The organism is Bradyrhizobium sp. 23AC (assembly GCF_054863025.1).
The window spans coordinates 118,537-142,870 of record NZ_JAVAYN010000012.1 but is presented as its reverse complement, the minus strand read 5'-3'; the positions used below and the strand labels follow the sequence as shown (position 1 = coordinate 142,870).

Here is a 24,334-nt window from a genome sequence, read left to right as displayed (position 1 = left end):
CGCGTTCGGGACACGGACCCAACAAAAAAGCCCCCTAGCGGGGGCTTCTTCATTTTCTCGTCGCATCAGAGCGCTCAGTGCGAGCTGGCCCAGACCTTCTTCTTGGTGAAGTACATCAGCCCCGCGAACAGGATCAGGAACACGAAGACCTGGAATCCGAGGCGCTTGCGCGCTTCCATGTGCGGCTCTGCGGTCCACATCAGGAAAGTGGTGACGTCCTTGGAATATTGCGCGACCGTGGTCGGCGAGCCGTCGTCATAGGTCACCTGGCCGTCGCTGAGCGGCTTCGGCATCTTGATGGCGTGGCCCGGGAAGTACTTGTTGTAGTACGAGCCCTCCGGAATGGTGACGCCTTCCGGCACCTTGTCCTCGAAGCCCTGCAGCAATGCCGAGACGTAGTCCGGGCCCTGCTCCTGGAACTGGGTGAAGAAGTCGAAGATGAACCAGGGGAAGCCGCGCTTATAGGAGCGCGCCTTGGTGATCAGGGACAAATCGGGCGGCGCCGCGCCGCCGTTCGCCGCGCGAGCGGCCTGCTCGTTCGGGAACGGCGAGGGGAAATAATCCGCCGGACGCCCCGCACGCTCGAACATGTCGCCAGCATCGTTCGGACCGTCCTTGACCTTGTATTCCGACGCGAAGGCCGCCGCCTGCGCCACCGAATAGCTGGGCCCACCGGGCTCGGCGAGGTTGCGGAAGGCCACATAGGACAGGCCGTGGCAGCTGGCGCAGACCTCCTTGTAGACCTTCAGGCCGCGCTGCAGCGCGCCGCGGTCGAACTTACCGAAAGGGCCGGAGAACGACCATTTGTTGCCCGGGGGCGTATCGCTGCCTTCAGACGCCTTCGCGCTGTCGACCGAGCCTGCGAACAACGAACCGGCGAGCGCCAGCATGATCGCGGTCGAGACCATCGGCGTCGACCTGCTTCCGGTCTTGGCCAGGACTGCATCCGAGATCGAGTTCGGCACCGGTCGCGGCCTCTCGATGCGTGCGAGCAGCGGCAGCACGATCAGGAAGTAGGCGAAGTAGCAGACCGTCAGAACCCGGCCGGCGATCACGTAGATGCCTTCCGGCGGCTGCGCCCCGAGATAGCCGAGCAGGATGCAAACCACGACGAAGATCCAGAAGAACTGCTTGGCCAGCGGGCGATACTTCGACGACCTCGTCTTCGCGGCGTCCAGCCAGGGCAGGAAGCACAGGATGATGATCGCACCGAACATCCCGATGACGCCGGCGAGCTTGTTCGGGATCGAGCGCAGGATCGCGTAGAACGGCAGGTAATACCATTCCGGCACGATGTGTGGCGGGGTCACGCCCGGGTTCGCCGGAATGTAGTTGTCGGCGTCGCCGAGATAGTTCGGCATGTAGAAGATGAACCAGGCGTAGAGCAGCATGAAGCAGGCGACGCCGAACATGTCCTTGATGGTCGCATGCGGCGTAAACGGCACCGTATCCTTTTCCGTCTTCGGCTCGACACCGTCGGGGTTGTTCTGACCGGCGACGTGCAGCGCCCAGACGTGGAGCACGACGACGCCCGCGATCAGGAACGGCAGCAGGTAATGCAGCGAGAAAAAGCGGTTCAGCGTCGGATTGCCGACCGAATAGCCGCCCCACAGCAGCGTCACGATGCTCTCGCCGACATAGGGAATGGCGGAGAACAGGTTGGTGATGACCGTGGCGCCCCAGAAACTCATCTGGCCCCAGGGCAGCACGTAGCCCATGAAGCCGGTCGCCATCATCAAGAGGTAGATGATGACGCCGAGGATCCACAGCACCTCGCGCGGCTCCTTGTAGGACCCGTAATAGAGGCCGCGGAACATGTGAACGTAGACGGCCACAAAGAACATCGATGCGCCGACCGCATGCATGTTGCGCAGCAGCCAGCCGTAGTTCACGTCACGGACGATCAGCTCGACCGACTTGAAGGCAAGATCGGCATGCGGCGTATAGTGCATCGCCAGGATCACGCCGGTCAGAATCTGCATCCCCAGCATGAAGGAGAGGATGGCGCCGAAGGTCCACCAATAGTTCAGGTTACGCGGGGTGGGATAGGCAACGAAGGAGGAGTGCATGAGGCCGAGGATCGGCAGGCGCCGCTCGATCCATTGCAGGGCCGGATTGCTCGGCTGGTAGTCGGATGGTCCGCTCATGATGCGATCCTGAGGAAATAGTACGACGAGACGGCGCGAAGCTTCGGACGAGGGTCCGAGGCTCAGCCGATCTGGATTTTGGTGTCGGAAACGAACTGGTACGGCGGCACCGGCAGGTTCGCGGGCGCGGGCCCCTGGCGGATGCGGCCGGACGAATCGTACTGCGAACCATGGCAGGGACAGAAGAACCCGTCGTAATTGCCCTCATGAGCGATCGGGATGCAGCCGAGATGGGTGCAAATGCCGATCACGACCAGCCACTGCTCATGGCCGGACTTGACCCGGGCCTCGTCGGACTGCGGATCAGGCAGGCTCGCCACGTTGACGGCGCGCGCCTCGTCGATCTGCTTCTTGGTACGGTGGCTGATGTAGATCGGCTTGCCGCGCCAGAACACCTTGATGTCCTGACCTTCGGCGACCGGACTGAGATCGACCTCGATCGGCGCACCGGCGGCGATGGTCGAAGCGTCAGGATTCATTTGGGAGATGAAGGGCCAGAGCGCGGCTGCGCCCCCTACTGCTGCAGCTGCCCCCGTTGCAACGAATAAGAAATCACGGCGTGTCGGATGGTCCGCCGAAGACGCTGTCGTCACGATTCCAACCCTTTCTTCTTATGCCACCGGTGGAACCGCTCCAGGAGCCCCCAAGGTCCCCGGAACAGTCTGCCAGCGCCCGCGGCCCCCCGCGGCGGCAGAACTTCGCCCATTCACCTCTAAACGGGTGAAACAGCAGTCCAGAATCGTTCTATTGGCACCCTTGCCGGGCGAGCGCAAGCCCGCTATCGGCGCGGGAGCGTGCAATGCACGAATTCCGCGGCCAGCGATGTTTTATTGAGACATTTCCGGTCCGCATCGCCCTCGATACAGCCCTCGCACAGCCCATGCAGATAGCGCTTTTCCAACCCGACATCGCCCAGAACACCGGCACGATTCTCAGGCTTTGCGCCTGTCTGGGCGTCGCCGCCCACATCATCGAACCGGCGGGCTTCCCCGTCTCCGACCGCCTGTTCCGCCGGGCGGGAATGGACTACCTCGACCATGTCAGCCTGACCCGCCATGACTCCTGGTCGAAATTCGAGGACTGGCGTGCGGCACATGGCTACCGCCTGCTGCTGTTCACCACGAAAGCTGCCACCGACTACCGCGATTTCCGTTACCAGACGTCGGACATCCTGCTATTCGGGCGCGAGAGCGCCGGTGTCACCGACGCGGTGGTCGAGGTCGCGGATGCGCGGCTGGTGATCCCGATCAAAGCGGGGCTGCGGTCGCTCAATGTCGCCATGACTGCGGCCATGGCCGCCGGCGAGGCGCTGCGGCAGATCCGGAACCCGCAAGCCTGATAGATTGAGGAGAGACGATTGAGTTACGCGGTCAAGGAAATCTTCCTGACCCTGCAAGGCGAAGGCGCCCATGCCGGGCGCGCGTCCGTGTTCTGCCGTTTTGCCGGATGCAACCTCTGGAGCGGCCGCGAGGCGGACCGCCTTGAGGCCACCTGCAAGTTCTGCGACACGGATTTCGTCGGAACCGACGGCACCCTCGGCGGCCGCTACGGCTCGGCCGCGGAACTCGCCGACACCATCGCCGCGCAATGGACTGCGGCCGCCCCCAACCGCTACGTGGTGCTGACCGGAGGCGAGCCGCTGCTCCAGGTCGACGCCGCGCTGATCGAGGCGCTCCACGCCCGCGGCTTCGAGATCGGCGTCGAGACCAACGGCACCATCGCAGCGCCGGACGGGCTCGACTGGATCTGCGTCAGCCCCAAGGGCGGCAGCGAATTGGTGCTGCGCCAGGGCCACGAGCTGAAGCTGGTCTATCCGCAGGCCCTCGCCGCGCCCGAGACGTTCGAGGACCTCGCCTTCGAGCGCTTCTCGCTGCAGCCGATGGACGGACCCGAGGTCATCGAGAACACCGCGCGCGCGATCGACTACTGCCTGCATCATCCGCAATGGCGGCTCAGCGTGCAGACGCATAAATCGCTCGGCATCAGATAGAACGCGACCGGGAATGCAGATGGATATGTCAACGATTGAAGACCGCAAGGGCCGCGCCCGCGCCTGGTTCGAAGCCTTGCGCGACGACATCTGCGCGAGCTTCGAGCGGCTCGAGGACGACGCCCCGCAAAGCCTTTATCCAGGCGAAGCCGGCCGCTTCAAGCGCACGCCCTGGCAGCGCACCGACCATACCGGCGCGGCTGGCGGTGGCGGCGTGATGTCGATGATGCATGGCCGCCTGTTCGAGAAAGTCGGCGTGCACTGCTCGACCGTGCACGGCGAGTTCGCGCCCGAATTTCGCGCCCAGATCCCCGGCGCCGCGGACGATCCAAAATTCTGGGCATCCGGCATTTCGCTGATCGCGCATATGCGCAATCCGAACGTGCCCGCCGTGCACATGAACACCCGCTTCGTGGTCACCACCAAGGCCTGGTTCGGCGGCGGCGCCGATCTCACACCGGTGCTCGACCGACGGCGCACCCAGGACGATGCCGACAGCATCGCCTTCCACGCCGCGATGAAGCAAGCCTGCAACCAGCAGAACGGCGTTGCCGACTACGACAAGTACAAGAAATGGTGCGACGAATATTTCTACCTGCCGCATCGCAAAGAGGCGCGCGGCATCGGCGGCATCTTCTACGACTGGCACGACAGCGGTGACTGGGACGCCGACCTCGCCTTCACCAAGGACGTCGGCCGCGCCTTCCTGAAGATCTACCCCGACATCGTCAGGCGCAATTTCGCGGCAGGCTGGACCGCCGCGGACCGCGAGGAGCAATTGGTCCGGCGCGGCCGCTATGTCGAATTCAACCTGCTCTACGATCGCGGCACCATCTTCGGGCTGAAGACCGGCGGCAATGTGGATTCGATCCTGTCGTCGATGCCGCCGGAGGTGAAGTGGCCATGACTGTTTCGAGGCCGCTGCCGCGCGCCATGCTGATCGACATGGACGACACCATCCTGTCGGCCTATGGCCGGCCCGAGATCGCCTGGAACACGATCGCGAACGAGTTTGCCGAAGAGCTGGCGCCGCTGCCGCCGCCGCAAGTCGCAACCGCGGTGCTCGCCTTTGCGCGGCAGTTCTGGTCGACTGCGGAGCCGATCTGGCGGATGAAGCTCGGCGAGGCGCGGCGGCTCACGGTGCGCGGCGGCTTCGCCGCGCTCGCCGCAAACGGCCATCGCGCCCTGCCCGACGATCTCGCCGATCGCATCGCCGACCGCTTCACCACCTATCGCGAGGAAGCAATCTTCGTCTTCCCCGGCGCGCATGATGCGATCGACGCGTTCAGGGCACGCGGCATCAAGCTCGCGCTGGTCACCAACGGCGCCGCCGACATGCAGCGCGCCAAGGTCGAGCGGTTCGAGTTGACCCATCGCTTCGACCATATCCAGATCGAGGGTGAGCACGGTTTCGGCAAGCCGGAGGCGCGCGCCTATCTGCACGCGATGGAGGCGCTGGGCGTTTCCGCAAGGGACACCTGGATGATCGGCGACAATCTGGAATGGGAAGTGGTGACGCCGCAGCGCCTCGGCATCTATTCGATCTGGATCGACGTGCACGGCGACGGCCTGCCCGAAGGCTCGACGGTCAGGCCCGACCGCATCATCCGCTCGCTGACCGAGCTGGTGCCGGAGCGGCCGTAACCGGGCCCGAAAACAAAATATCGAAAACAACCCCATGCACAGTAGGGCGCTGCTGCAAAATCAATAGCTTGCGGATTTTTCGAATCGGCTTTTGCTCCGTCGGGCAAAACAGGGGTATGATGCCATCGTCGACGCTTGCGATGAGCGTCCTGAACTGGCCTTCCGGCACTGAGGCTTGATGCATCGGACCGCGCGACCCGTCTCAGGCTGCTCTCCCGGCCGCCTCCGTTTTCCGCGTGTCATGACAAGTTGCTAGCCTCCTTCGGGTCGATCAACTCGAAAGGACAATCCATGGACTTGAAAGCCGGCGATGTCGTGATGCTGAAATCCGGCGGCCAGCCGCTGACCGTTGCTGAGGTGAAGGAGGACGGGGTGCTCTGCCTCTGGATGGGCATGGAAGGCCACCTGTTCCGCGAGACGCTGCCGCTGGCCACGCTCGTGCAGGTGGAAGAGGAGGAAGAGGATGATGAGGACGACGACGAGGACGAAGAGTAGGCCCGCCTACACCGCATCCTATCTGGATCGGTGTGCCTCAGCTCCAGCACGTCGGATCTCCCTCTCAGACAGAAATGAAGGATCGGGCCGAGGACTCGGCCCCGATCTATCAGGTCGCGTTCGATGGCGACTTGCGCACGATGCGATTTCGTTCGCCCTATTGGATAAAGGCGATTTCGAAATGCATGCCATCGGGCCGGCTTCCAAAGTGCCCGCCCCAATAAAATCCATGTTTGTTGGCGATCGGGACCAACTCCCGGACCGCTCCGCGCGTGCCCACGAGCGCGGGCCGAGCCCCCAACGGATTCTCGTCGGCGTTGACGTCGAACGCGCTTCCGAAAGCGTGGTTGCTCAATTGCGTCGTCGATCCCCTGATGAAGCGAGGCACGAAAGCTCCGTCAAATGACAGGATCCTATCCAGCAGACTCGCGCTCTCCCACTCCTCCCAAAGCGCCTTGAGCTGTGCCGCCGCGAGCTTATGGAATTGCATGGAGGCAGGAGCATGCGGTCCCAAAGCCTTCCGCAGTTGGGGAATGGGAACGCTCACGATGTTGTCCCTGGTCCAAGTCCCGAGGATCCGGATGTTCTCGCGGTTATCCGGACGAGGCTCCGAGACGAAGTTGAACGCGCCAAAAACCGCCCGTCTCGCGGCCGTATTTTCGAGCGGCGGAAAATCCGGCCGTGGCGGGAAGTTTGAACCCGTCATGTCAGCGGCCGGCTCTTCAATGAGCTCAAATCCGAGCTGCATGGCTTTCATCATCGTTTCGCGACCTGCCACGCCGTCGCTCGTCAGTCCGTTTGCCGCCTGAAACGCACTCGTCGCCGCCTGGGTCTTGTCGCCGAACTCTCCGTCATGGCCACCCGGATCGAAATGCTGTCCCTGCAGGAAGCTTTGCCAAGCTTTCACGAGTGGTCCCTGCGAACCGAGCCGAAGCGCACGCAAAGCAACGGGCCTCGTCGACTCACTCGTCAATGGAGCGGATATCTCTGCGATTGGCGCGATCTCCGCAGAAGCGTCCGCAACGCCACTCGACAGCATTGCATTGGTCGCGGCCCGTGATGCGCTGAAGCCGCGAGATTGAGACTGAATCCTGGGGCTTTCGATCTGTGTATCGGTCAATGCAACCTCCTCTGAGCTGGTGATAAAACTCTTTGCGACGTTCAATGCGTTATTCCACCGGTTGACCAGGCCCTTCCAAAACTTGCTCGTCTCACTGCGTTTCGCGACATCCCGCTCGTACTGTTCGCGCGCAGCGCGCAGGTCTTGCAGGAGCTCCATCGTGTCGTCCTCGCGGGCGGCTACGAGCGCTCGTCCGGCGTCATCGATCACGCCACTGTCAGGAATATGCAATGCTCTTTGGAGTATTCGCGCAGCACCGCGAGGACCGCGGTTGAAGCAGCAATCTCGCAAGTAACATTCGATCGCCGGCTTTCTCGACCAACTCGACACACCATCAGTGTAAGTGGCTATGATTTCGCAGGCCGCCCGTTCCGCCTCTTGAAAGTGGCCCCCCTCGATCAAATCGGCCAGCATCCGTGCTTCTTCGGGATGGAAACGTTCGTTGATGCCCGCGACTTCATATGCTCCTCCACCGTCGTCAGCCGGCAGCCTGTAGATCGTCAGGCGTCCCTGTTTATCGCGCCGGGCTTCGAAGCTGAGAATGGAGGCTGCCATCCGGTGACGATCCGCCGACGTGCTCATGCAAGGCCTCTGCAATATGTAATGTTAGGCGGCGCAGCTTCTGGCGGCTTTCATAGCTCGGGCATGGTCGTGAACCGGCCAGCGCCGACCACGCCGAGGAGCCCGCCGCATCCGCAACACGCCTCAATGACGCTGAGCTTACGCCGCGCGCTGAAGCTGTGTTGTGAAGTGCTTCACAGGCCCGGTTGCGATTCGATGACGCAGTTGCCGCGCGAACTGCGGGGATCGGAATCCTTCCCGCCTTCGTTTGCCGGTATGGATTAAACGTCAGGGTCGCGGCCGTCTGCGCTTCAGCTCGGAAGCGGGCGCGCGATCAATTCGGCCTTCGCGATTGCCAGCCGATCTATGCAATCCCGATCTGTGCGCTGCCCCTCTGGGTGCTGCTGTTTGCGTTGCTGATGCTGGTCACGCCGATCTACGCGACGAGCTGCCTCGCCGCCGCCGAGATCATCACCAGCCCGCCGGTGATCACCGCGACATCAAGGATCGCGGTGTGGATGTGCAGCGGCATACGCTCGACGAAGGCCTTTGCGAGGAACGCGCCGGGGATCGCGATCGCTCCGATCAGCAGCGCGAAGGCGAGCACCTGCGCAGTCACGGCACCGGCGAGGCCGAACACCGAGATCTTGATGAGGCCGGTGCCAAGCGAGATCATCGCGTCTGTTGCGATCACGGCGGCGCCTTCGAGGCCGGCGGCCATCAGCAGCGATAGCAGGATCACGCCGGAGCCCGAGGTGCCGCCGACCAGCACGCCGTAGCCGACCGAGCCGGCGGCAAGGCCGCTGTCGCCGATCCGCACCTTTCGGCGGCGAAGCACGCGGCGCAGCGGCACGCTCAGGATCAGCATGGAGCCGATCACAAGCGCCGCGCCGACATTGGTGAGACGCGTATAGCCGTAGGCGCCGAGTGCGGTCGTCAGCGCGGCGCAGGCGAGCACGATCAGCGCGCGGCGGCGGTCGGCGTAGCGCAGATAGGCAACGGCTCGGCTGGAATTGGTGAAGAGTGCGGAGATCGCGATGATCGGCACCACGGGCTCGGCGCCGACCAGCGGCACCAGCACCAGCGGCATCAGGGCGCCGGTGCCGTAGCCGGCGAGACCACCGATGATCGAAGCAAACAACGCCATCAACGCGACCAGCAGGAGCTGAAAGATCGAGATGTCGGCGAAGCCTGAGACGATGGTCACGTTCTCTCGTCGCGGCTGATTCGTGCCGCAGCTTGATCGGCGATGGAAGCAAGTGCGGCTTCCTCTAGGGGAAAATCCGCCGCAAGCCAAGCGTCCTCGGCGAGCGTCAACACATGTCCGAGCGCGGGTCCTTCGGCCAGACCGCGCGCGATGAAATCGGCGGCCTTCAGCGGAAATTTCGGCGCAGTCCAGCGCTGCGGCAGCTCGGCGAGAGCGCGCCAGCGCATCGAGGTGACGTCGCCACCGGCGCGCGCCCAGCCGAGCAACACACGATCGTGATAGCGCTCGGGGCCGAGCCGATAGAGCAGCCGCCGTGCATTGGCCTCATCCTTGGTGGCGAAGCGCCACCAGCGGTGGCCCATCGAATCCAGTGCCTTGGTCTCGGCATTGGAGAGCCGCAGACGCGCGGCGACGCGCTTGGCATCCTCGGTCACGGCGACGGTCAGCGCAGCGAGGCGCCGCGTGCTGCTGGCGATGAGGCCGAGTTCGCGCTCGATCGCGATCATCGCCGACAGCGGCCCGGTATAGGCAACGCCGCCGATCAGCGCTTGCAGCAACCCGCCCTCGGCCATGGCCAGCACGGCCGCGGATGCGCCGCCGGCCACCAGCAGCTTCAGCATCTCCATGCGCACCCGCTCCGCCGAGAGGCTGGCAAGACCAGCACGCCCCCGGATGCAGGCGAGATAGCCGTCGCGGTCGGGATCGCCGGCACCAAAGGCGGCGTGGATGCGGAAGAAGCGCAGGATGCGCAAATAATCTTCAGTGATGCGCTGGTCGGGATCGCCGATGAAGCGCACGCGACGCGCCTTGGCATCCGCGATGCCGCCGACATGGTCGTAGACGACGCCGCGCGCATCGACCGACAGGCCGTTCATGGTGAAGTCGCGCCGCTCGGCGTCCTTGACCCAGTCGCGGCCGAACGCGACCTTGGCCTTGCGGCCGAAGGTTTCGGTGTCCTCGCGCAGGGTCGTGACTTCATAGGGGTGGCTGTCGATCACCAGCGTGACGGTGCCGTGGTCGATGCCGGTCGGCACGCTCTTGATGCCGGCGGCCTTGGCGCGCCGGATCACCTCCTCCGGCCGCGCGGTGGTCGCGATGTCGATGTCGCCGGGCACAAGACCGAGCAGCGCGTTGCGTACGGCGCCGCCGACCACGCGCGCTTCCTCGCCGTCGATGTTGAGCAATTGCAGGACGCGCGCGGTCCCGCCTGCGGTCAGCCAGGGCGCATCGGCGAGAATCGGCGCAAGTATCGGCTCCGCGCTCATCGTGCGGCCCCTATTTTTCCACGCCCGGCACCAGCCGGCCGTTCTCGATATGGGCGGGAACGTAGGTCGAATCCGGGGCGGCGCCGGAGAAGTGCGCAAGTCCGATCAGGCCCGCGATCACCAGCACGATCGCCGCCAGCGCAAGGCGCGCGACGACCGCGACCGGCCAGGAGGAACGCGCGAACAGGCCGGAACGCGTCGCGGCCAGGAACAACGCGTAGACGGCAAAGGGAATGAGGAAGATTCCGATCTCGGTCAGAACCGGCCGGATCATGATGAATAGATCCGCTCATACAGCACACGCAGCATGCCCGCCGTCGCACCCCAGATGTAGCGTTCCGCGAACGGCATCGCGTAGTAGAACCGCTCCATGCCGCGGAATTCCTTGCTGTGCACCTGATGGTTCACCGGGTTCATCAGGAAGGATAGCGGCACCTCGAATGCATCATCAACCTCGGAATGGTTGATGGTGAGCTCGAAGCCGGGCCTGACCCTGGCGACCGTCGGCAGGATGCGGAAGCCGAAGGCGGTGCCGTAGAGATCGAGATAACCGATCGGCTCGACGAAGTCTCTGGACAGCCCGACCTCCTCCTCGGCCTCGCGCAGCGCCGCATCCAGCGGCGAGGCGTCGGTGGCGTCGATCTTGCCGCCGGGAAAAGCGATCTGGCCGGCATGGTCGTTGAGATGCGCCGAGCGCTGCGTCAGCAAGATGGTCGGCTCGGGATGATCGACCACCGCGATCAGGACCGCCGCGGGGCGCACCGGCTGCTCGCGCGCGACGATCTCGAGCATCTTGTCGGTGCCGGGATCGCCCGAAGCGGGAATGATGTTCGGATCGTAGAGGCCGAGCGGAACGTCGAAGCCGAGCTTCGCCCTGGAGCGGGCGAAGAAATCCGCCGCGCCGGGGGCGACAGGATCGCTCTTCAAGATAGGCTTGTTCAAAGCGCGGCCCTCACCTGCTCCGCATCGGCCATGGCGAAGAATTCGCCAGCCGATTCGACGCCGAACATCGGCTGGCCATCGACCATCCGCTCCTCGCCCATGTCAACCAGATCGTAATAGAGCGCCCTTGTGACCTTGGCCCAGAGCTCGGCACGAACGTGCAGATACGGCGTCAGCCCGCCGTCCCTGGCCTGCTCGAAACGCAGCCGGTGCGCGGCATCGCAAATGACCCAGTCGTCGACATTGGTGCGGAAGCGCAGCACGCGATGGTTGCCCTCGCCGTCCTTCTGCATCTCGACCGCCATGAAGGGCGCGTCGTCGACGCGGATGCCGACCTTCTCCACCGGCGTGACCAGGAAATGCTTGTCGCCCTCGCGCTTCAGGATGGTCGAGAACAGCCGCACCAGAGCGGGGCGCCCGATTGGCGTCCCCAAGTAGAACCAAGTACCATCGGAGGCAATTCGGATGTCGAGATCGCCGCAAAACGGCGGATTCCACAGATGCACCGGAGGCAAGCCCTTCTTGGCGCCTTCGGCATCGGCAGCACTTTTGGCGGCGGCAGTCAGCCCCTCAAGACCGCGATCGGCGCTCTGCCCTTGGTTCGCCATGGTTTGCCCTGACTTTGTCCTTTGGCACGATTGGTGCAGGTCTACGTTGTGATCGGGTGCACGGTTCCACCCCGGATTAGTCCGGTGGGGGAGGTCGCCACTTCGTGATGCCGTACATAACCCGAAGCCGATAAGGTGGGGATAGGTTAATTCAACGAATACATGGCCTTCCTGCAAGTCTAGCATAGGCCCATGAGTTGACGCGATGATCTGACATGATGATCCGTGATGTGGTGACGTGACGACGTAAGCAAGCCGCGCGGCAGGCTGAAGGAGCTAAACGGATGGCGGAGAGTGTCGAGAAACTCGAGGACGGGATCGTTCGTTCGGCCGAGCAGGTGTCGAGCCAGATTCGCGCGGCGAAGGATGCGATCGCGTCCGTCATCTTCGGCCAGGATCGCGTGATCGAGAACACGCTTGTCACCATCCTCTCCGGCGGCCATGCGCTGCTGATCGGTGTGCCCGGCCTTGCCAAGACCAAGCTGGTCGAGACGCTCGGCGTGACGCTCGGCCTCGATGCCAAGCGCATCCAGTTCACGCCCGATCTGATGCCGTCGGACATTCTCGGCGCCGAGGTGCTGGATGAGAGCACCGCGGGGAGGCGCGCCTTCCGCTTCATCGCAGGTCCGGTGTTCGCGCAGCTCCTGATGGCGGACGAGATCAACCGCGCCAGCCCGCGCACGCAATCGGCGCTGCTGCAGGCGATGCAGGAGCAGCACATCACCGTGGCCGGCGCGCGCCACGATCTGCCGAAGCCATTCCACGTGCTCGCGACGCAGAACCCGCTGGAGCAGGAAGGCACCTATCCGCTGCCCGAAGCGCAGCTCGACCGTTTCCTGATGGAGATCGACGTCGACTATCCCGATCGCGACGCCGAGCGCCGCATCCTGTTCGAGACCACCGGCGCCGAGGAAACGCTGGCGAGGGGTTCGATGACCGCGGACGCGCTGATCACGGCGCAGCGGCTGATCCGGCGCCTGCCGGTCGGCGATTCCGTGGTGGAGGCAATCCTGTCCCTGGTGCGCTCGGCCCGTCCTGGTCCGGACGCCGGCGAAGCCGGCAAGTTCATCGCCTGGGGCCCCGGCCCGCGCGCCAGCCAATCGCTGATGCTGGCGGTGCGTGCGCGCGCGCTGATCGACGGACGGCTGGCGCCCTCGGTCGACGATGTGCTCGACCTCGCCGAACCCGTGCTGAAGCACCGCATGGCGCTGACATTCCAGGCGCGCGCCGAGGGCCGCACGATTCCGGACGTGATCCGGCAATTGAAGACACGGATCGGTTGATGGCAGCGGAGAACGGGCACACAGCGAAGGAGATCATCGCGATCCGACGTGCCGATGGCGAAAGCCGCACGCTCGCAGCTTCCTTGCCGCGCCTGGTGCTCGAAGCCCGCCGTATCGCCGCCAACGTCATCCACGGCCTGCACGGAAGGCGCCGCGCCGGCTCCGGCGAGAATTTCTGGCAATACCGCCGCTTCGTCTCCGGCGAGCCGGCGCAGAACGTCGACTGGCGCCGCTCGGCGCGCGACGACCATCTCTATGTCCGCGAACTCGAATGGGAAGCCTCGCACACGGTGTGGATCTGGCCGGATCGCTCGCCGTCGATGGCGTTCGCCTCGAAGACAGCGCGCGAGTCCAAGCTCGAGCGTACGCTGATCGTCGCCTTTGCGCTGGCCGAGCTGCTGGTGGCCGGCGGCGAGCGCGTCGGCATTCCCGGCCTGATGGCGCCGACCGCGAGCCGCAGCGTGATCGACAAGATGGCGCAGGCGATGCTGCATGACGATGCCGACCGCCTCAGCCTGCCGCCGTCCTTCGTGCCGGCGGCGCTGGCCGAGATCATCGTGCTGTCGGATTTCTGGTCGCCGATCGCGGAGATCAAGACGACGCTCACAGGTCTTTCCGGCTCGGGTGCGCATGGCACCATGGTGCAAATCGTCGATCCCGCCGAGGAATCGTTTCCCTATTCCGGCCGCGTCGAGTTCGTCGAGCCGGAAGGCTTCGGCGTGATCACCGCCGGCCGCGCCGAGAGCTGGGCGCAGGATTACACCGCGCGGCTCGCGCTGCACCGCGACCAGATCCGCGCAGAGACCAACAAGCTGGACTGGCTGTTCACCACGCACGCCACCGACCGCTCCGCCGCCGAGCTGCTGCTGTTCCTGCATGCCGGCATGCAGGTGAGCAAGTCGGGCGCCCGCACCACGACGATCAAGGTGGGGCCGGCCGCATGATGGGACTGCCGCTCGCCTTCACCGAACCGCTGCTCCTGATCGGCCTCGTCAGCCTGCCCGTGCTGTGGTGGCTGCTGCGCGTGATGCCGCCGCGGCCGCGCCGCATCGAGTTTCCGCCAACGCGCCTGCTGTTCGACATCGCCCCGCGGGAGGAGACGCCCTCGCGGACGCCGTGGTGGCTGACCGCGTTGCGTCTCCTGGCTGCGGCTCTCGTCATTTTCGCGGCCGCCGGCCCGATCTGGAATCCGCAAACAGGCGCAGCCGACAGCAAGGCGCCGCTGATGATCATGCTCGACGACGGCTGGAGCGCGGCGTCGCACTGGGACATCAGGATCAGGGCCGCCGACGAGCTGATCGCCAATGCCGACAACGACCGCCGCGCCATCGCGCTGGTGCCGTTGTCCGAGCCGAACCGCGACATCACCCTGATGCCGGCGGGTGCCGCGCGCGTCGCCCTGCGCCAGCTCGCGCCAAAACCCTATTCGATCGACCGCGTCGAGACGCTGACTGCCGTCGACCGCTTCCTGAAAGCCACCGGCGATTGCGAGATCGCCTGGCTGTCCGACGGCGTCGACACCGGCCGCGGCGAGGACTTCGTGGCTGGCCTCGGCAAGACCATCGGCGATCGCAGCCTGACCGTGTTCGAAGGCGGTACCTCCGCGCCGCTGGCGCTGGTCGCGGCCGAGAACGCCGCGGCGAAGATGACGGTGAAGGTGCTGCGCACCGACAGCGGCATCGCCATGGGCACGGTGCGCGCGCTGGACCAGAAGGCCTCGCCGATCGGAGAAGCCCGTTACACGTTCGGTCCGCAGGACAAGGAAACCGACGCCGCGTTCGACCTGCCGGTCGAGCTGCGCAATGACATCACGCGGCTCGAGATATCCGGCGAGCGCTCCGCCGGCGCCGTGCAGCTGCTCGACAAGCGCTGGCGCCGCCGCGCCATCGGCATCGTCTCTGGTGCGACCAGCGAGACCGCGCAGCCGCTGCTGGCACCGACCTTCTACCTCACCCGCGCGCTGGCGCCGTTCGCCGACGTCAGGCTCGCCGACAAGGGCTCGCCGCAGCAGGGCATCACACAATTTTTGGACCAGAAGCTGCCGATGATCATCCTCGCCGATGTCGGCACCATCGCGCCGGAGCTGCGCGAGCGCCTCAATGCCTGGGTCGACCAAGGCGGCGTGCTGGTGCGGTTCGCCGGTCCCCGGCTGGCGCAGGCCGAGGACGATCTCGTGCCGGTCAAGCTGCGCAAGGGCGGCCGCACGCTGGGCGGCAGCCTGACCTGGGAGAAGCCGCAGCATCTTGCGACCTTCGCGGCCGACGGCCCGTTTGCCGGCGTCGCCGTCCCCAAGGACGTCACCGTGAGCCGCCAGGTGCTGGCCGAGCCCGATGCGGTGCTCGCCACCAAGAGCTGGGCCTCACTGGAAGACGGCACGCCGCTGGTCACCGGCGAGCATCGCGGCAAGGGCCTCGTCAGCCTGTTCCACGTCAGCGCCGACATGCGCTGGTCGGATCTGCCGATGTCGGGCACCTTCGTCGAAATGCTGCGGCGGGTCGTCGACATGTCCGGCTACACCTCAAAGCCAGGCGCAGGCGTTGCCAGCGAAGCGACCACCGAGACGGTGGCGCCGCTGCACATCCTCGACGGTTTTGGCGCCTTCGGGCCGCCGCCGGCCACCGCAAAGCCGCTGCCCGCGGATTACCGCGACCGCGCCACATCCGATCATCCGCCGGGCTTCTATGGTCCGGCCGAAGGACCGCTCGCCGTGAACACGCTTGCCAGCGCCGACCGCATCGCCGCGCTGAACACCGCGACCCTGCGCGCCCGGCATGCCACCTACACCAATGCCGAGCCGCGGGACCTGCGCGGCTGGCTGCTGTCGACGGCGCTCGCGCTGTTCCTGGTCGACGCCATCATCGTCGCGGTGCTCGGCGGCGGCATCGCCGCGCTGCTGCGCCGACGCGCAGCGCCCGCAATGATCATCCTCGCTTTGGTGCTCGCAGGCCTTACCGCGCTCTCGCCGACGCCCTCGCGCGCCGACAGCGCCGCCGACGAGTTCGCGATGAAGGCGACGTCGCAGACCCGCCTCGCCTATGTCGTGACGGGCAATGCCGATGTCGATTCCATCGTCAGGGCCGGCATGTCCGGACTGACGCTGTTCCTGGCGCAGCGCACCGCGCTCGAGGCCGGCGATCCCGTCGGGATCGATCCCGCGCGCGACGAGCTCGCCTTCTTCCCGTTGATCTATTGGCCGATCGTGCCGGGTGCGCCCAAGCCGCCGCAGGACGCCATCAACAAGATCGACGCGTACATGAAGCAGGGCGGCACCGTGCTGTTCGACACCCGCGACGCGATCGAGGCGCCGCCCGGCGCCAACGGCGCCGCGCAGACCCCGGGTATGCAGACGCTGCGCGAGATCCTGTCCTCGCTCGACGTGCCCGAGCTCGAGCCGGTGCCGCGCGAGCACGTGCTGACCAAGACCTTCTACCTGCTGCGCGACTTCCCCGGCCGCTTCGTCACCGGCCAGACCTGGGTCGAGACCCTGCCGCGCGACGAGGACGAGGACAGCGCGCAGCGGCCGGCGCGGGGCGGCGACGGCGTCTCGCCGATCATCATCACCTCGAACGATCTTGCCGGCGCCTGGGCGGTGCGGCCCGACGGCCAGGCCATGCTGCCGGTGACCGGCGGCGACACCCGCCAGCGCGAATTCGCCTACCGCGCCGGCGCCAACATCGTGATGTACACGCTGACCGGCAATTACAAGGCCGACCAGGTGCACGCACCGGCCCTGATCGAACGGCTGGGGCAATAGGACCGATATGAATTACGGCATCGCATTCACGCCGCTTGTCCCCGCGATCGTGCTGTGGCTCGCGCTCGCCGCGATCGTCGTCATCGCGCTTCTGCTGCTGGTTGCGCGCGCGCGCGGCGCTGCCGTGCGCGTGGCCGCGCTGGCGCTGTTCCTGCTCGCGCTCGCCAATCCCTCCTTCACCCGCGAGGACCGCGATCCCCTCACCTCGGTCGCGGCCGTCGTCGTCGACAAGAGCCCGAGCCAGAATTTCGGCAACCGCAATCGCGAGGCTGCGCAAGCGCAGGAGGCGCTGGTCGACGGCCTGAAGAAGGTCAAGGGGCTCGAAGTCCGTGTCGTCGAGGCCGGACAGGCCGACGGCGAGACCGACGGCACCAAGCTGTTCGGCGCCCTCGCCTCGGCCTTGTCGGACGTGCCGGTCGATCGCGTCGCCGGCGCATTCCTGATCACCGACGGCCGCGTCCACGACATTCCGGCGAGCGCCACGGCGCTCGGCTTCCAGGCGCCGGTGCATGCGCTGATCACCGGCCAGAAGGACGAGCGCGACCGCCGCATCGCGATCACGGCGGCGCCGCGCTTCGGCATCGTCGGCCAGACCCAGACCATCAGCTATCGCCTCGACGACCAGGGCGTCTCCGGCGAGCGCGCCAAGGTCACGATCCGCAGGGACGGCGAGGTCATCAACGAGCGCACGCTCTCGAGCGGCCAGGCCGCGAGCGTCGACGTCGACATCAAGCATGCCGGCCCGAACATCGTCGAGATCGAGGCCTCGCCGCTGGAGAGAGAGCTGACGCCGGTGAACAACCGCGCCGTCGTCGCCATCGACGGGGTGCGCGACAAGCTGCGCGTGCTGCTGGTCTCGGGCGAGCCGCATTCGGGCGAGCGCACCTGGCGCAATCTGCTCAAGTCCGACGCCAGCGTCGACCTCGTGCATTTCACCATTCTGCGTCCGCCGGAGAAGCAGGACGGCACGCCGATCAACGAATTGTCGCTGATCGCGTTTCCGACCCGCGAGCTGTTCCAGCAGAAGATCAACGAATTCCAGCTGATCATCTTCGATCGCTACGCCCGCCAGGGCGTGCTGCCGATCGCCTATTTCGACAACATCGCGCGCTATGTGCGCGGCGGCGGCGCGGTGCTGGTCTCGGCCGGCCCCGACTACGCCTCCAACACCAGCATCTGGCGCACGCCGCTGGATTCGGTGCTGCCGGCCGAGCCGGTCGGCGTGACGGAAAAGCCGTTCTATGCGCACCTGTCCGACATCGGCAAACGCCACCCCGTCACGCGCGCCCTGGAGGGCTCCGCCAGCGAGCCGCCGCGCTGGAGCCGTTTCTTCAGGACCGTCGACACCCGCAATTCCGTCAACCCGCCCGTGATGACGGGAGCCGACGGCAAGCCGCTTCTGTTCCTGTCGCGCTTCGGCGAGGGCCGCGTCGCGCTTCTGCTCTCCGACCACATCTGGCTGTGGGCGCGCGGCTATGAGGGCGGCGGCCCGCATCTGGACCTGCTCAGGCGGATGTCGCACTGGCTGATGAAACAGCCTGACCTCGACGAGGAGGCACTGCGTCTGCAGGTGCAGGGCAAGAACCTCGTCGTGGTGCGTCAGACCATGGCCGACAGCGTCCAGCCGGTGAGCGTGACCTCGCCGTCCGGCGCGTCGCAGGATCTGACGCTGAGCCCCGGCGATCCCGGCGAATGGCGCGCCAGCCTTCCCGCGAGCGAGCTCGGCCTGTGGCAGGCCACCGACGGCACGCTGAAGGCGCTGATCAATGTCGGCCCGACCAATCCGAAGGAGTTTTCGGAAGTCACCTCGACCGTCGATACGTTGAAGCCGCTGACGCAGGCGACAGGCGGCAACGCCGTGCGCGTGGCCAGCGGCGCCGACGTCGAGCTGCCGCGCATCCTGCCGGTGCGCTCGGCCAGCGTCTTTGCCGGCGACGGCTGGATGGGCGTGCGAATGCGCGACGCCAGCGTCGTCAAGGGCGTCGGCGTGCTGCCGATCTTCGCCGGCCTGATCGGCCTGTTGCTGCTGCTTGGCGCGTTTGCCGCGACCTGGGTCCGCGAGGGGCGGTGAACTCCTGGAGCGTGATGGCTTTGAGTCTGGCCGCGGGCTCGTTTCAATCTCTCCCGCTTGCGGGAGAGGTCGGCGCAAAGCGCCGGGTGAGGGTTCTCTCCACACAGGGTTCTCGCTTGCGGAGATACCCCCACCCCAGCCCTCCCCCGCAAGCGGGAGAGGGAGCGCACCTCCGTCGTCGCAACAGCAACCCTAACGTCATCACGCGTTAGTTGCCCGAACGACACATCGGGCCGGCTGCCTGCACAGGCAGGCCTGCCCCGCCGTTGACATCCGCCGACCTGTCGCGCGATGTTACATTATAACGTCGCGGCATCAGGGATTGATGCCTCGCGACGTGGGGGTGGCTTTTCCAGATGAAGTGGTTCCGGTCGAATATCAGGCACGGCGCCCGGCTCGCGTTGTTCGCGATGCTGGTGCAGTTCGCGCTGACGTTCGGGCATAGCCACTGGTTCGCGCAGGCTGCGCCGCTTGCCCAGGCCTCGCTCCAGCAGACCGATAGCGCCAACGGCATTGCTGCGATCGACCGCGCCGCGGTCCAGAAGCAATCGCCCGCCGCTCCCGACCGCGAGCATCCGGGCGAGGACAATTGCGCGATCTGCGCCGTCGTCGCGATGGCGGGCACCGTCATATCAGCAACGCCGCCCGTGCTGCTGCTGCCGCAGGCGATCGAGCTGCTCCACGGCACCACTGATGCCGAATTTCTCCATCTGAAATCGGCCGGCACGGCGTTCCAGCCGCGCGCCCCTCCCGCGTCCTGACTCTCAACATCGCTTGATCACGCCCGGGCTCGCCGCGCATCGGCAATGCCCGGGAGAAGTTGAAGTCGAATTCCGTCGCGCCGCGACGGCAGGCCGCCTCCGATCAGCACATCCATATGCGGACGGCGCCTGATGGAATCAGGACCATGTCATTTGAATTGCGACGCGCGCAGCGTCTGGGCGGAGCGAGCCTGCTCCTGCTCGGCGTAGCCGCCTCATCCGCCCTCGCCCAAGAGCTCGCACAAGCACCTGCGCAAGACAAGTCGTCGACGGAGATCCCGGCCGTCACCGTGACGGCGCCGAGCCCGATCGTGCGCCGGGCGGTGCCGACCCGCAGCCCGGTCCGCGTCGCGCGCACCGGACGCTCGCGCAGCCAGCAGCGCACGGCCGAAGCAACGCCGGCAGCGCCGGCGACGGCCGCGCCTCAGCAGGGCGTGCTGCCGATCGTGACCAACCAGTTCGCCACCGTCACCGTCGTGCCGAACGAGGAGATCCGCCGCGAGGGCGGCGGCCAACTCGGCGATCTCCTGTTCTCCAAGCCGGGCATCACCGGCTCGAGCTTCGCGCCCGGCGCATCCAGCCGGCCGATCATCAGGGGTCTCGACGTCAACCGCGTCGGCATCGTCGAGAACGGCACCAATTCGAGCGGCGCGTCCGATCTCGGCGAGGATCATTTCGTCCCGATCGATCCGCTCGCGACCAACCAGATCGAAGTGGTGCGCGGACCCGCCGCGCTGCGCTACGGCTCGACCTCGATCGGCGGCGTCGTCAGCGCCACGAACAACCGGATTCCGGATGCGCTGCCGTCCTGCGCGCCGTCATTCCAGGCTTACGGCCTGCCGACCAAGGCGCCGCTCGCGACCGCCGCGACGTCGCCCTGCGTCACCGCTGAGACCCGTACCGCGTTCTCTTCGGTCGATCGCGGCGTCGAAAGCGGCGTACTGCTCGACACCGGCGGCGGCAATTTTGCGTTCCACGCCGACGCCTATGGCCGCACGACCTCGGACTATTCCATCCCGAGCTATCCCTATCTGAACGATCAGTCGCGTCCCGTGAACGGCCGCCAGCCGAACTCGGCGACGCGCTCGGACGGCGCCTCGATCGGCGGCTCCTACTTCTTCCAGGGCGGCTATATCGGCGCGTCGATCACGCAGAACGACTCGCTCTACCATATCCCCGGCATCGACGGCGCCGACCACCGCACGCGGATCGACGGCCACCAGACCAAGATCAACGTCAAGGGCGAGTATCATCCCGACGCCGCCGCGATCGACGCCGTCCGCTTCTGGGCCGGCGCGACCGACTACCGGCACAACGAGATCGGACTTGCCGATCCCGCCGACCTCAACAGCGACGGCATCAGGCAGACCTTCACCAACAAGGAGCAGGAAATCCGCACCGAGGTGCAGCTGATGCCGTTCAACGCGCGCTTCGCCGAAGTGACGACGGCGCTGGGCTTCCAGGTCGGGCATCAGGAATTGAGCGCGCCGAGCCCGGACAATCCCGGCACGCTGTTCAACGGCCTGTGGGACCCCAACAACAGCACGCGCGTCGCCGGCTACGCCTTCAACGAGTTCAAGTTCACGGAGGCGACGCGGGCGCAGATCGCCGGCCGCATCGAGCATGTCGAGCTGCACGGCACGACGCCGGACTTCCCGGCCGATTATTTGCCCGACGGCACGCCGCAGGCGGCGATCGCGCGCAATCCGTCCTTCACGCCCAAGAGCGGCAGCATCGGCCTGTTGCAGGATCTGCCGGGCGGCATGGTCGGCAGCATCACCGCGCAATATGTCGAGCGCGCGCCGAAGGCGGCCGAGCTGTTTTCACGCGGCGGCCATGACGCGACTGCGACCTTCGACATCGGCAATCCCAACCTCACCATCGAGACCGCCAAATCGGTCGAGCTCGGCGTGCGCAAGGCGACGGGGCCGTTCCGCTTCGAAGCGACGGTCTACTACACGCATTTCGACAATTTCATCTATCGCCGCCTCACCGGCGTGTCCTGCGATGACGACTTTGCCTCCTGCGGCACGCCGGGCGCCGAGCTGAACCAGGCGGTGTATTCGCAGCGCAACGCAAGTTTCCGCGGCGGCGAATTCCAGTCGCAGCTCGACGTCGGCGCGTTCCAGGGCGGCATCTGGGGCATCGAGAACCAGCTCGACGTGGTCCGCGCCACCTTCAGCGACGGCACCAACGTGCCGCGCATTCCGCCGGTGCGGATGGGCGGCGGCGTGTTCTGGCGCGACGACAACTGGCTGATGCGCGTCAACCTCTTGCACGCCTTCGCGCAGAACAATGTCGCCGTGATCGCGGAGACGCCGACGGCGGGCTACAATCTGTTGAAGGCCGAGGTCAGCTACAAGACCAAGCTCGACCGCAACTGGTTCGGCGCGCGCGAGATGATGGCCGGCATCGTCGGCAACAATCTCCTCAACGAGAACATCCGCAACTCGGTGTCCTACACCAAGGACGAGGTGTTGATGCCCGGCATCGGCGTGCGTGCGTTCGCGAACTTCAAGTTCTGACGGTGATTAAGCCGGGCCCCGCGGGCCCCGGCTTAACGGTCATTAAGGCGCGGCCGCGCGCGTCATTGACAGCATCGTAGCCCGGATGAAGCGCAGCGAAATCCGGGCTACGGAATCTGCGCGAGCCGCTTCTCGAAGCGCCACTGATCCACGGGGAAAGGCCCCTTCGAGGTTTCCGACATCATCACGAAGGTGCCGGCGTTGCGCCAGCCGCTCTTCTCGTAGAATCGGGCGGCGCGCATGTTGCCGACCGCGCAGGCGAGCCACGCCAGCTCCACACCACGCGCGGCGAGCCGTGCTTCCGCATCGGCGATCAGCGCCGCAGCCACGCCCGTCCCGTGGGCGGTTGGCGACACGAAGAGCTGGTACAGTTCGTCGCCCCTGAGGGCGCACAAGCCGAGCGGCGCACCGGAGGGGCCGACGACGCAGATGTCGGCAAGCCTGACCGCGAGGCGATCGCGAAAGCTCGCCAGCGTGCGGAGGCGAACCAGTTCGGGCGGCGCAAGATGCGCATGAGACCCGTGCCAGGCATCGTGCCACAGCTGCGCGAGGTGGTCGATCTCCGTGGGATCGGCTGGACGCACCTGCATTGGCGATACTCCGTATGAACGTCGTAGCCTGGATGAGCGAAGCGACATCCGGGGGCGTTGCATCAGCATCGACAGGTTTCCCGGATAACGCTTGGCTCATCCGGGCTACAAGCTACGAACCTGACGCCCTACCCCGCCCGCGCCTTGCTCCAGTCGGGGCCGACCGGGCCCGACACGCCTTCGAAGGCGCCGTCGACGAGCTCGAACACCAGGATGCGGGCGGCGTCGACCGGGCCGGGCATGGTGACGCGGCCCTTCGGGACCGGCTTGAAGCCGACTCGGCTGTAATATGGCTCGTCGCCGACGAGCAGCACGAGGCGGTGACCTTTCGCCTTCGCGTCCTTTAGCGCGCGCTCCATCAGCAGACGGCCGACACCGCGGCCCCGGAACGGCGGCTCGACCGTCAGCGGCCCGAGCAGCAGCGCCGGCGTCTCGCCGACCAGCACCGGCAATTGCCTGACCGAGCCGACCAGCAGCGTGCCGATGCGCGCGGTGAAGGACAATTCGAGCAGATGGTCGACGTGCTCGCGGATCCGGTAGGCGCTGAGGACGAAGCGGCCGGGACCGAAGGTACGTTCGTGCAGCCGCACGATCGACTGGGCATCGCCAGCGGCCTCGGGGAGAATGGTCAGTGAAAGATCGGTCATGTCAATTCGCGGGATAGCACCTGAACGCAGCGCGGTCCATCGGGCAACAAGGCGCTCAGCTCCTTTTCAAGGTCGATGGGAGACGTGTTCTGAAACCCTCGGCTTGCATTCGTTCAACTCCCAACTCCTGACGCACCAGCACAGGCCGCCCTCAGCGCCACGTCGCAATCGGGGGCTTGCCGTCCAGCACTTCGGCGATCCGCAGCCGCGTCCCTCGCGTGGTGCCGTCGGGCAGCGCCGTGAGCGCGAAGAACCCGCACTCGACGATCTCGCGGTTGGGCTCGGGCTGGCGGTCCTGCCTGAACTGCCTGACGACGTAGACCGCGACGTGGTCGCGGCGGGAAACGTGGCTGTTGAGGAAGATGCCGTGCAGTACGGCCTCGCCGGTGAGGTCGATGTCGCCCTCCTCCTTGAGCTCGCGCCGCATCGCCTGCTCCATGCTCTCGCCGTGGTCGACGCCGCCGCCGGGCAAGTACCAGCCGCTGACGTAGCTGTGCCTGACCAGAAATACCCGATTCTCGGCATCCAGCACCACGGCGCGGACGCCGAGCGTCATACCGCGGACGATGAGGAAATAAGCGTGGAAGACTCGCCGCAGCAGCGGCTCGAATTTTCGTCGAATGCGGCCCAGACGATCTCCCATCAGGCTTCCTTGAGGCCGCTGTCCCGGCCCCGCTTGCACAGTCCTCGCGACCTTGCCATTACAACGTAGCAATAGCGAGGC

22 protein-coding genes are annotated in these 24,334 nt (G+C 66.0%); 11 read left to right on the top strand and 11 right to left on the bottom strand.

The annotated features are described in order from the left end of the window. Positions 1-74 precede the first annotated feature (74 nt). Together fbcH and petA are read right to left on the bottom strand one after the other, a co-directional pair. Positions 75-2,147, bottom strand: a complete 2,073-nt coding sequence (fbcH, locus tag RAD10_RS25710; protein WP_461619687.1) for a cytochrome b/c1 — start codon at positions 2,145-2,147, stop codon at positions 75-77. A 62-nt stretch (positions 2,148-2,209) separates the two neighbouring features. Then, on the bottom strand, positions 2,210-2,740 hold the full coding sequence (petA, locus tag RAD10_RS25705) for a ubiquinol-cytochrome c reductase iron-sulfur subunit (RefSeq protein ID WP_026232845.1): 531 nt from the start codon (positions 2,738-2,740) through the stop codon (positions 2,210-2,212). Positions 2,741-3,027: 287 nt separating this feature from the next. Here petA and RAD10_RS25700 point away from each other — a divergent pair, with 287 nt between their 5' ends. From RAD10_RS25700 to RAD10_RS25680, 5 genes are all read left to right on the top strand, one after another. Beyond that, positions 3,028-3,486, top strand: a complete 459-nt coding sequence (locus tag RAD10_RS25700) for a tRNA (cytidine(34)-2'-O)-methyltransferase (protein WP_461619754.1) — start codon at positions 3,028-3,030, stop codon at positions 3,484-3,486. Between the two features lie 18 nt (positions 3,487-3,504). Further along, on the top strand, positions 3,505-4,137 hold the full coding sequence (queE, locus tag RAD10_RS25695) for a 7-carboxy-7-deazaguanine synthase (RefSeq protein WP_461619686.1): 633 nt from the start codon (positions 3,505-3,507) through the stop codon (positions 4,135-4,137). A 19-nt stretch (positions 4,138-4,156) separates the two neighbouring features. Continuing rightward, positions 4,157-5,044: an oxygen-dependent coproporphyrinogen oxidase gene (gene hemF / locus RAD10_RS25690; protein ID WP_461619685.1), complete on the top strand. Its 888-nt coding sequence runs from the start codon at positions 4,157-4,159 to the stop codon at positions 5,042-5,044. Then, the gene (locus tag RAD10_RS25685) at positions 5,041-5,781 is read left to right on the top strand and encodes an HAD family hydrolase (RefSeq protein WP_461619684.1); all 741 of its coding nucleotides are present in this window, start codon (positions 5,041-5,043) and stop codon (positions 5,779-5,781) included. Before hemF ends, RAD10_RS25685 begins: the two co-directional genes overlap by 4 nt. Before the next feature lie 291 nt (positions 5,782-6,072). Beyond that, positions 6,073-6,276 (top strand): DUF2158 domain-containing protein, encoded by a 204-nt coding sequence (locus RAD10_RS25680; protein WP_461619683.1) that lies wholly within the window; start codon positions 6,073-6,075, stop codon positions 6,274-6,276. Positions 6,277-6,433: 157 nt separating this feature from the next. On the opposite strand, the gene RAD10_RS25675 is transcribed toward RAD10_RS25680, so the two are convergent. From RAD10_RS25675 to RAD10_RS25650, 6 genes are all read right to left on the bottom strand, one after another. Then, a complete protein-coding gene (locus RAD10_RS25675; RefSeq protein ID WP_461619682.1) occupies positions 6,434-7,951 on the bottom strand; it encodes a M15 family metallopeptidase in 1,518 nt (505 codons plus the stop codon). Between the two features lie 442 nt (positions 7,952-8,393). Then, positions 8,394-9,164, bottom strand: coding sequence for a sulfite exporter TauE/SafE family protein (locus RAD10_RS25670; RefSeq protein ID WP_461619681.1), 771 nt, complete (start codon positions 9,162-9,164; stop codon positions 8,394-8,396). Beyond that, positions 9,161-10,429, bottom strand: a complete 1,269-nt coding sequence (locus tag RAD10_RS25665) for a CCA tRNA nucleotidyltransferase (RefSeq protein WP_461619680.1) — start codon at positions 10,427-10,429, stop codon at positions 9,161-9,163. Before RAD10_RS25665 ends, RAD10_RS25670 begins: the two co-directional genes overlap by 4 nt. A gap of 10 nt (positions 10,430-10,439) precedes the next feature. Beyond that, complete coding sequence (locus RAD10_RS25660) at positions 10,440-10,703, bottom strand: DUF6111 family protein (RefSeq protein WP_028141715.1); 264 nt, start codon at positions 10,701-10,703, stop codon at positions 10,440-10,442. Further along, a complete protein-coding gene (locus tag RAD10_RS25655; protein ID WP_091956095.1) occupies positions 10,700-11,371 on the bottom strand; it encodes a CoA pyrophosphatase in 672 nt (223 codons plus the stop codon). The genes RAD10_RS25660 and RAD10_RS25655 overlap by 4 nt, the downstream gene beginning before the upstream one ends. After that, the gene (locus RAD10_RS25650; RefSeq protein WP_461619679.1) at positions 11,368-11,979 is read right to left on the bottom strand and encodes a DUF1285 domain-containing protein; all 612 of its coding nucleotides are present in this window, start codon (positions 11,977-11,979) and stop codon (positions 11,368-11,370) included. Before RAD10_RS25650 ends, RAD10_RS25655 begins: the two co-directional genes overlap by 4 nt. A 284-nt stretch (positions 11,980-12,263) precedes the next feature. Here RAD10_RS25650 and RAD10_RS25645 point away from each other — a divergent pair, with 284 nt between their 5' ends. The 6 genes from RAD10_RS25645 to RAD10_RS25620 all read left to right on the top strand — a co-directional run bounded on the left by RAD10_RS25645 (position 12,264) and on the right by RAD10_RS25620 (position 22,373). After that, positions 12,264-13,262: an AAA family ATPase gene (locus RAD10_RS25645; protein WP_018323293.1), complete on the top strand. Its 999-nt coding sequence runs from the start codon at positions 12,264-12,266 to the stop codon at positions 13,260-13,262. Then, complete coding sequence (locus RAD10_RS25640) at positions 13,262-14,206, top strand: DUF58 domain-containing protein (RefSeq protein WP_461619678.1); 945 nt, start codon at positions 13,262-13,264, stop codon at positions 14,204-14,206. The genes RAD10_RS25645 and RAD10_RS25640 overlap by 1 nt, the downstream gene beginning before the upstream one ends. Then, a complete protein-coding gene (locus RAD10_RS25635) occupies positions 14,203-17,016 on the top strand; it encodes a DUF4159 domain-containing protein (protein WP_461619677.1) in 2,814 nt (937 codons plus the stop codon). Before RAD10_RS25640 ends, RAD10_RS25635 begins: the two co-directional genes overlap by 4 nt. Positions 17,017-17,023: 7 nt before the next feature. Next, positions 17,024-19,087, top strand: coding sequence for a hypothetical protein (locus RAD10_RS25630; protein ID WP_183238458.1), 2,064 nt, complete (start codon positions 17,024-17,026; stop codon positions 19,085-19,087). A gap of 356 nt (positions 19,088-19,443) precedes the next feature. Further along, on the top strand, positions 19,444-19,848 hold the full coding sequence (locus RAD10_RS25625; RefSeq protein ID WP_461619676.1) for a DUF2946 family protein: 405 nt from the start codon (positions 19,444-19,446) through the stop codon (positions 19,846-19,848). Between the two features lie 146 nt (positions 19,849-19,994). After that, positions 19,995-22,373: a TonB-dependent receptor gene (locus RAD10_RS25620; RefSeq protein ID WP_461619675.1), complete on the top strand. Its 2,379-nt coding sequence runs from the start codon at positions 19,995-19,997 to the stop codon at positions 22,371-22,373. A gap of 107 nt (positions 22,374-22,480) precedes the next feature. On the opposite strand, the gene RAD10_RS25615 is transcribed toward RAD10_RS25620, so the two are convergent. The 3 genes from RAD10_RS25615 to RAD10_RS25605 all read right to left on the bottom strand — a co-directional run bounded on the left by RAD10_RS25615 (position 22,481) and on the right by RAD10_RS25605 (position 24,253). After that, positions 22,481-22,963: a GNAT family N-acetyltransferase gene (locus tag RAD10_RS25615; RefSeq protein ID WP_461619674.1), complete on the bottom strand. Its 483-nt coding sequence runs from the start codon at positions 22,961-22,963 to the stop codon at positions 22,481-22,483. Positions 22,964-23,091: 128 nt separating this feature from the next. Beyond that, complete coding sequence (locus tag RAD10_RS25610) at positions 23,092-23,610, bottom strand: GNAT family N-acetyltransferase (protein ID WP_461619673.1); 519 nt, start codon at positions 23,608-23,610, stop codon at positions 23,092-23,094. Positions 23,611-23,761: 151 nt separating this feature from the next. Further along, positions 23,762-24,253 (bottom strand): NUDIX domain-containing protein, encoded by a 492-nt coding sequence (locus RAD10_RS25605; RefSeq protein ID WP_461619672.1) that lies wholly within the window; start codon positions 24,251-24,253, stop codon positions 23,762-23,764. Positions 24,254-24,334 lie beyond the last annotated feature (81 nt).

What these genes read in the sequence shown, in the direction of transcription:
- fbcH (WP_461619687.1), bottom strand. Translation starts at nt 2,147, where the DNA reads ATGAGCGGACCATCCGACTACCAGCCGAGCAATCCGGCCCTGCAATGG.
- RAD10_RS25700 (WP_461619754.1), top strand. Translation starts at nt 3,028, where the DNA reads ATGCAGATAGCGCTTTTCCAACCCGACATCGCCCAGAACACCGGCACG.
- hemF (WP_461619685.1), top strand. Translation starts at nt 4,157, where the DNA reads ATGGATATGTCAACGATTGAAGACCGCAAGGGCCGCGCCCGCGCCTGG.
- RAD10_RS25685 (WP_461619684.1), top strand. Translation starts at nt 5,041, where the DNA reads ATGACTGTTTCGAGGCCGCTGCCGCGCGCCATGCTGATCGACATGGAC.
- RAD10_RS25680 (WP_461619683.1), top strand. Translation starts at nt 6,073, where the DNA reads ATGGACTTGAAAGCCGGCGATGTCGTGATGCTGAAATCCGGCGGCCAG.
- RAD10_RS25675 (WP_461619682.1), bottom strand. Translation starts at nt 7,951, where the DNA reads ATGGCAGCCTCCATTCTCAGCTTCGAAGCCCGGCGCGATAAACAGGGA.
- RAD10_RS25665 (WP_461619680.1), bottom strand. Translation starts at nt 10,429, where the DNA reads ATGAGCGCGGAGCCGATACTTGCGCCGATTCTCGCCGATGCGCCCTGG.
- RAD10_RS25660 (WP_028141715.1), bottom strand. Translation starts at nt 10,703, where the DNA reads ATGATCCGGCCGGTTCTGACCGAGATCGGAATCTTCCTCATTCCCTTT.
- RAD10_RS25650 (WP_461619679.1), bottom strand. Translation starts at nt 11,979, where the DNA reads ATGGCGAACCAAGGGCAGAGCGCCGATCGCGGTCTTGAGGGGCTGACT.
- RAD10_RS25645 (WP_018323293.1), top strand. Translation starts at nt 12,264, where the DNA reads ATGGCGGAGAGTGTCGAGAAACTCGAGGACGGGATCGTTCGTTCGGCC.
- RAD10_RS25640 (WP_461619678.1), top strand. Translation starts at nt 13,262, where the DNA reads ATGGCAGCGGAGAACGGGCACACAGCGAAGGAGATCATCGCGATCCGA.
- RAD10_RS25635 (WP_461619677.1), top strand. Translation starts at nt 14,203, where the DNA reads ATGATGGGACTGCCGCTCGCCTTCACCGAACCGCTGCTCCTGATCGGC.
- RAD10_RS25630 (WP_183238458.1), top strand. Translation starts at nt 17,024, where the DNA reads ATGAATTACGGCATCGCATTCACGCCGCTTGTCCCCGCGATCGTGCTG.
- RAD10_RS25625 (WP_461619676.1), top strand. Translation starts at nt 19,444, where the DNA reads ATGAAGTGGTTCCGGTCGAATATCAGGCACGGCGCCCGGCTCGCGTTG.
- RAD10_RS25620 (WP_461619675.1), top strand. Translation starts at nt 19,995, where the DNA reads ATGTCATTTGAATTGCGACGCGCGCAGCGTCTGGGCGGAGCGAGCCTG.
- RAD10_RS25615 (WP_461619674.1), bottom strand. Translation starts at nt 22,963, where the DNA reads ATGCAGGTGCGTCCAGCCGATCCCACGGAGATCGACCACCTCGCGCAG.
- RAD10_RS25610 (WP_461619673.1), bottom strand. Translation starts at nt 23,610, where the DNA reads ATGACCGATCTTTCACTGACCATTCTCCCCGAGGCCGCTGGCGATGCC.
- RAD10_RS25605 (WP_461619672.1), bottom strand. Translation starts at nt 24,253, where the DNA reads ATGGGAGATCGTCTGGGCCGCATTCGACGAAAATTCGAGCCGCTGCTG.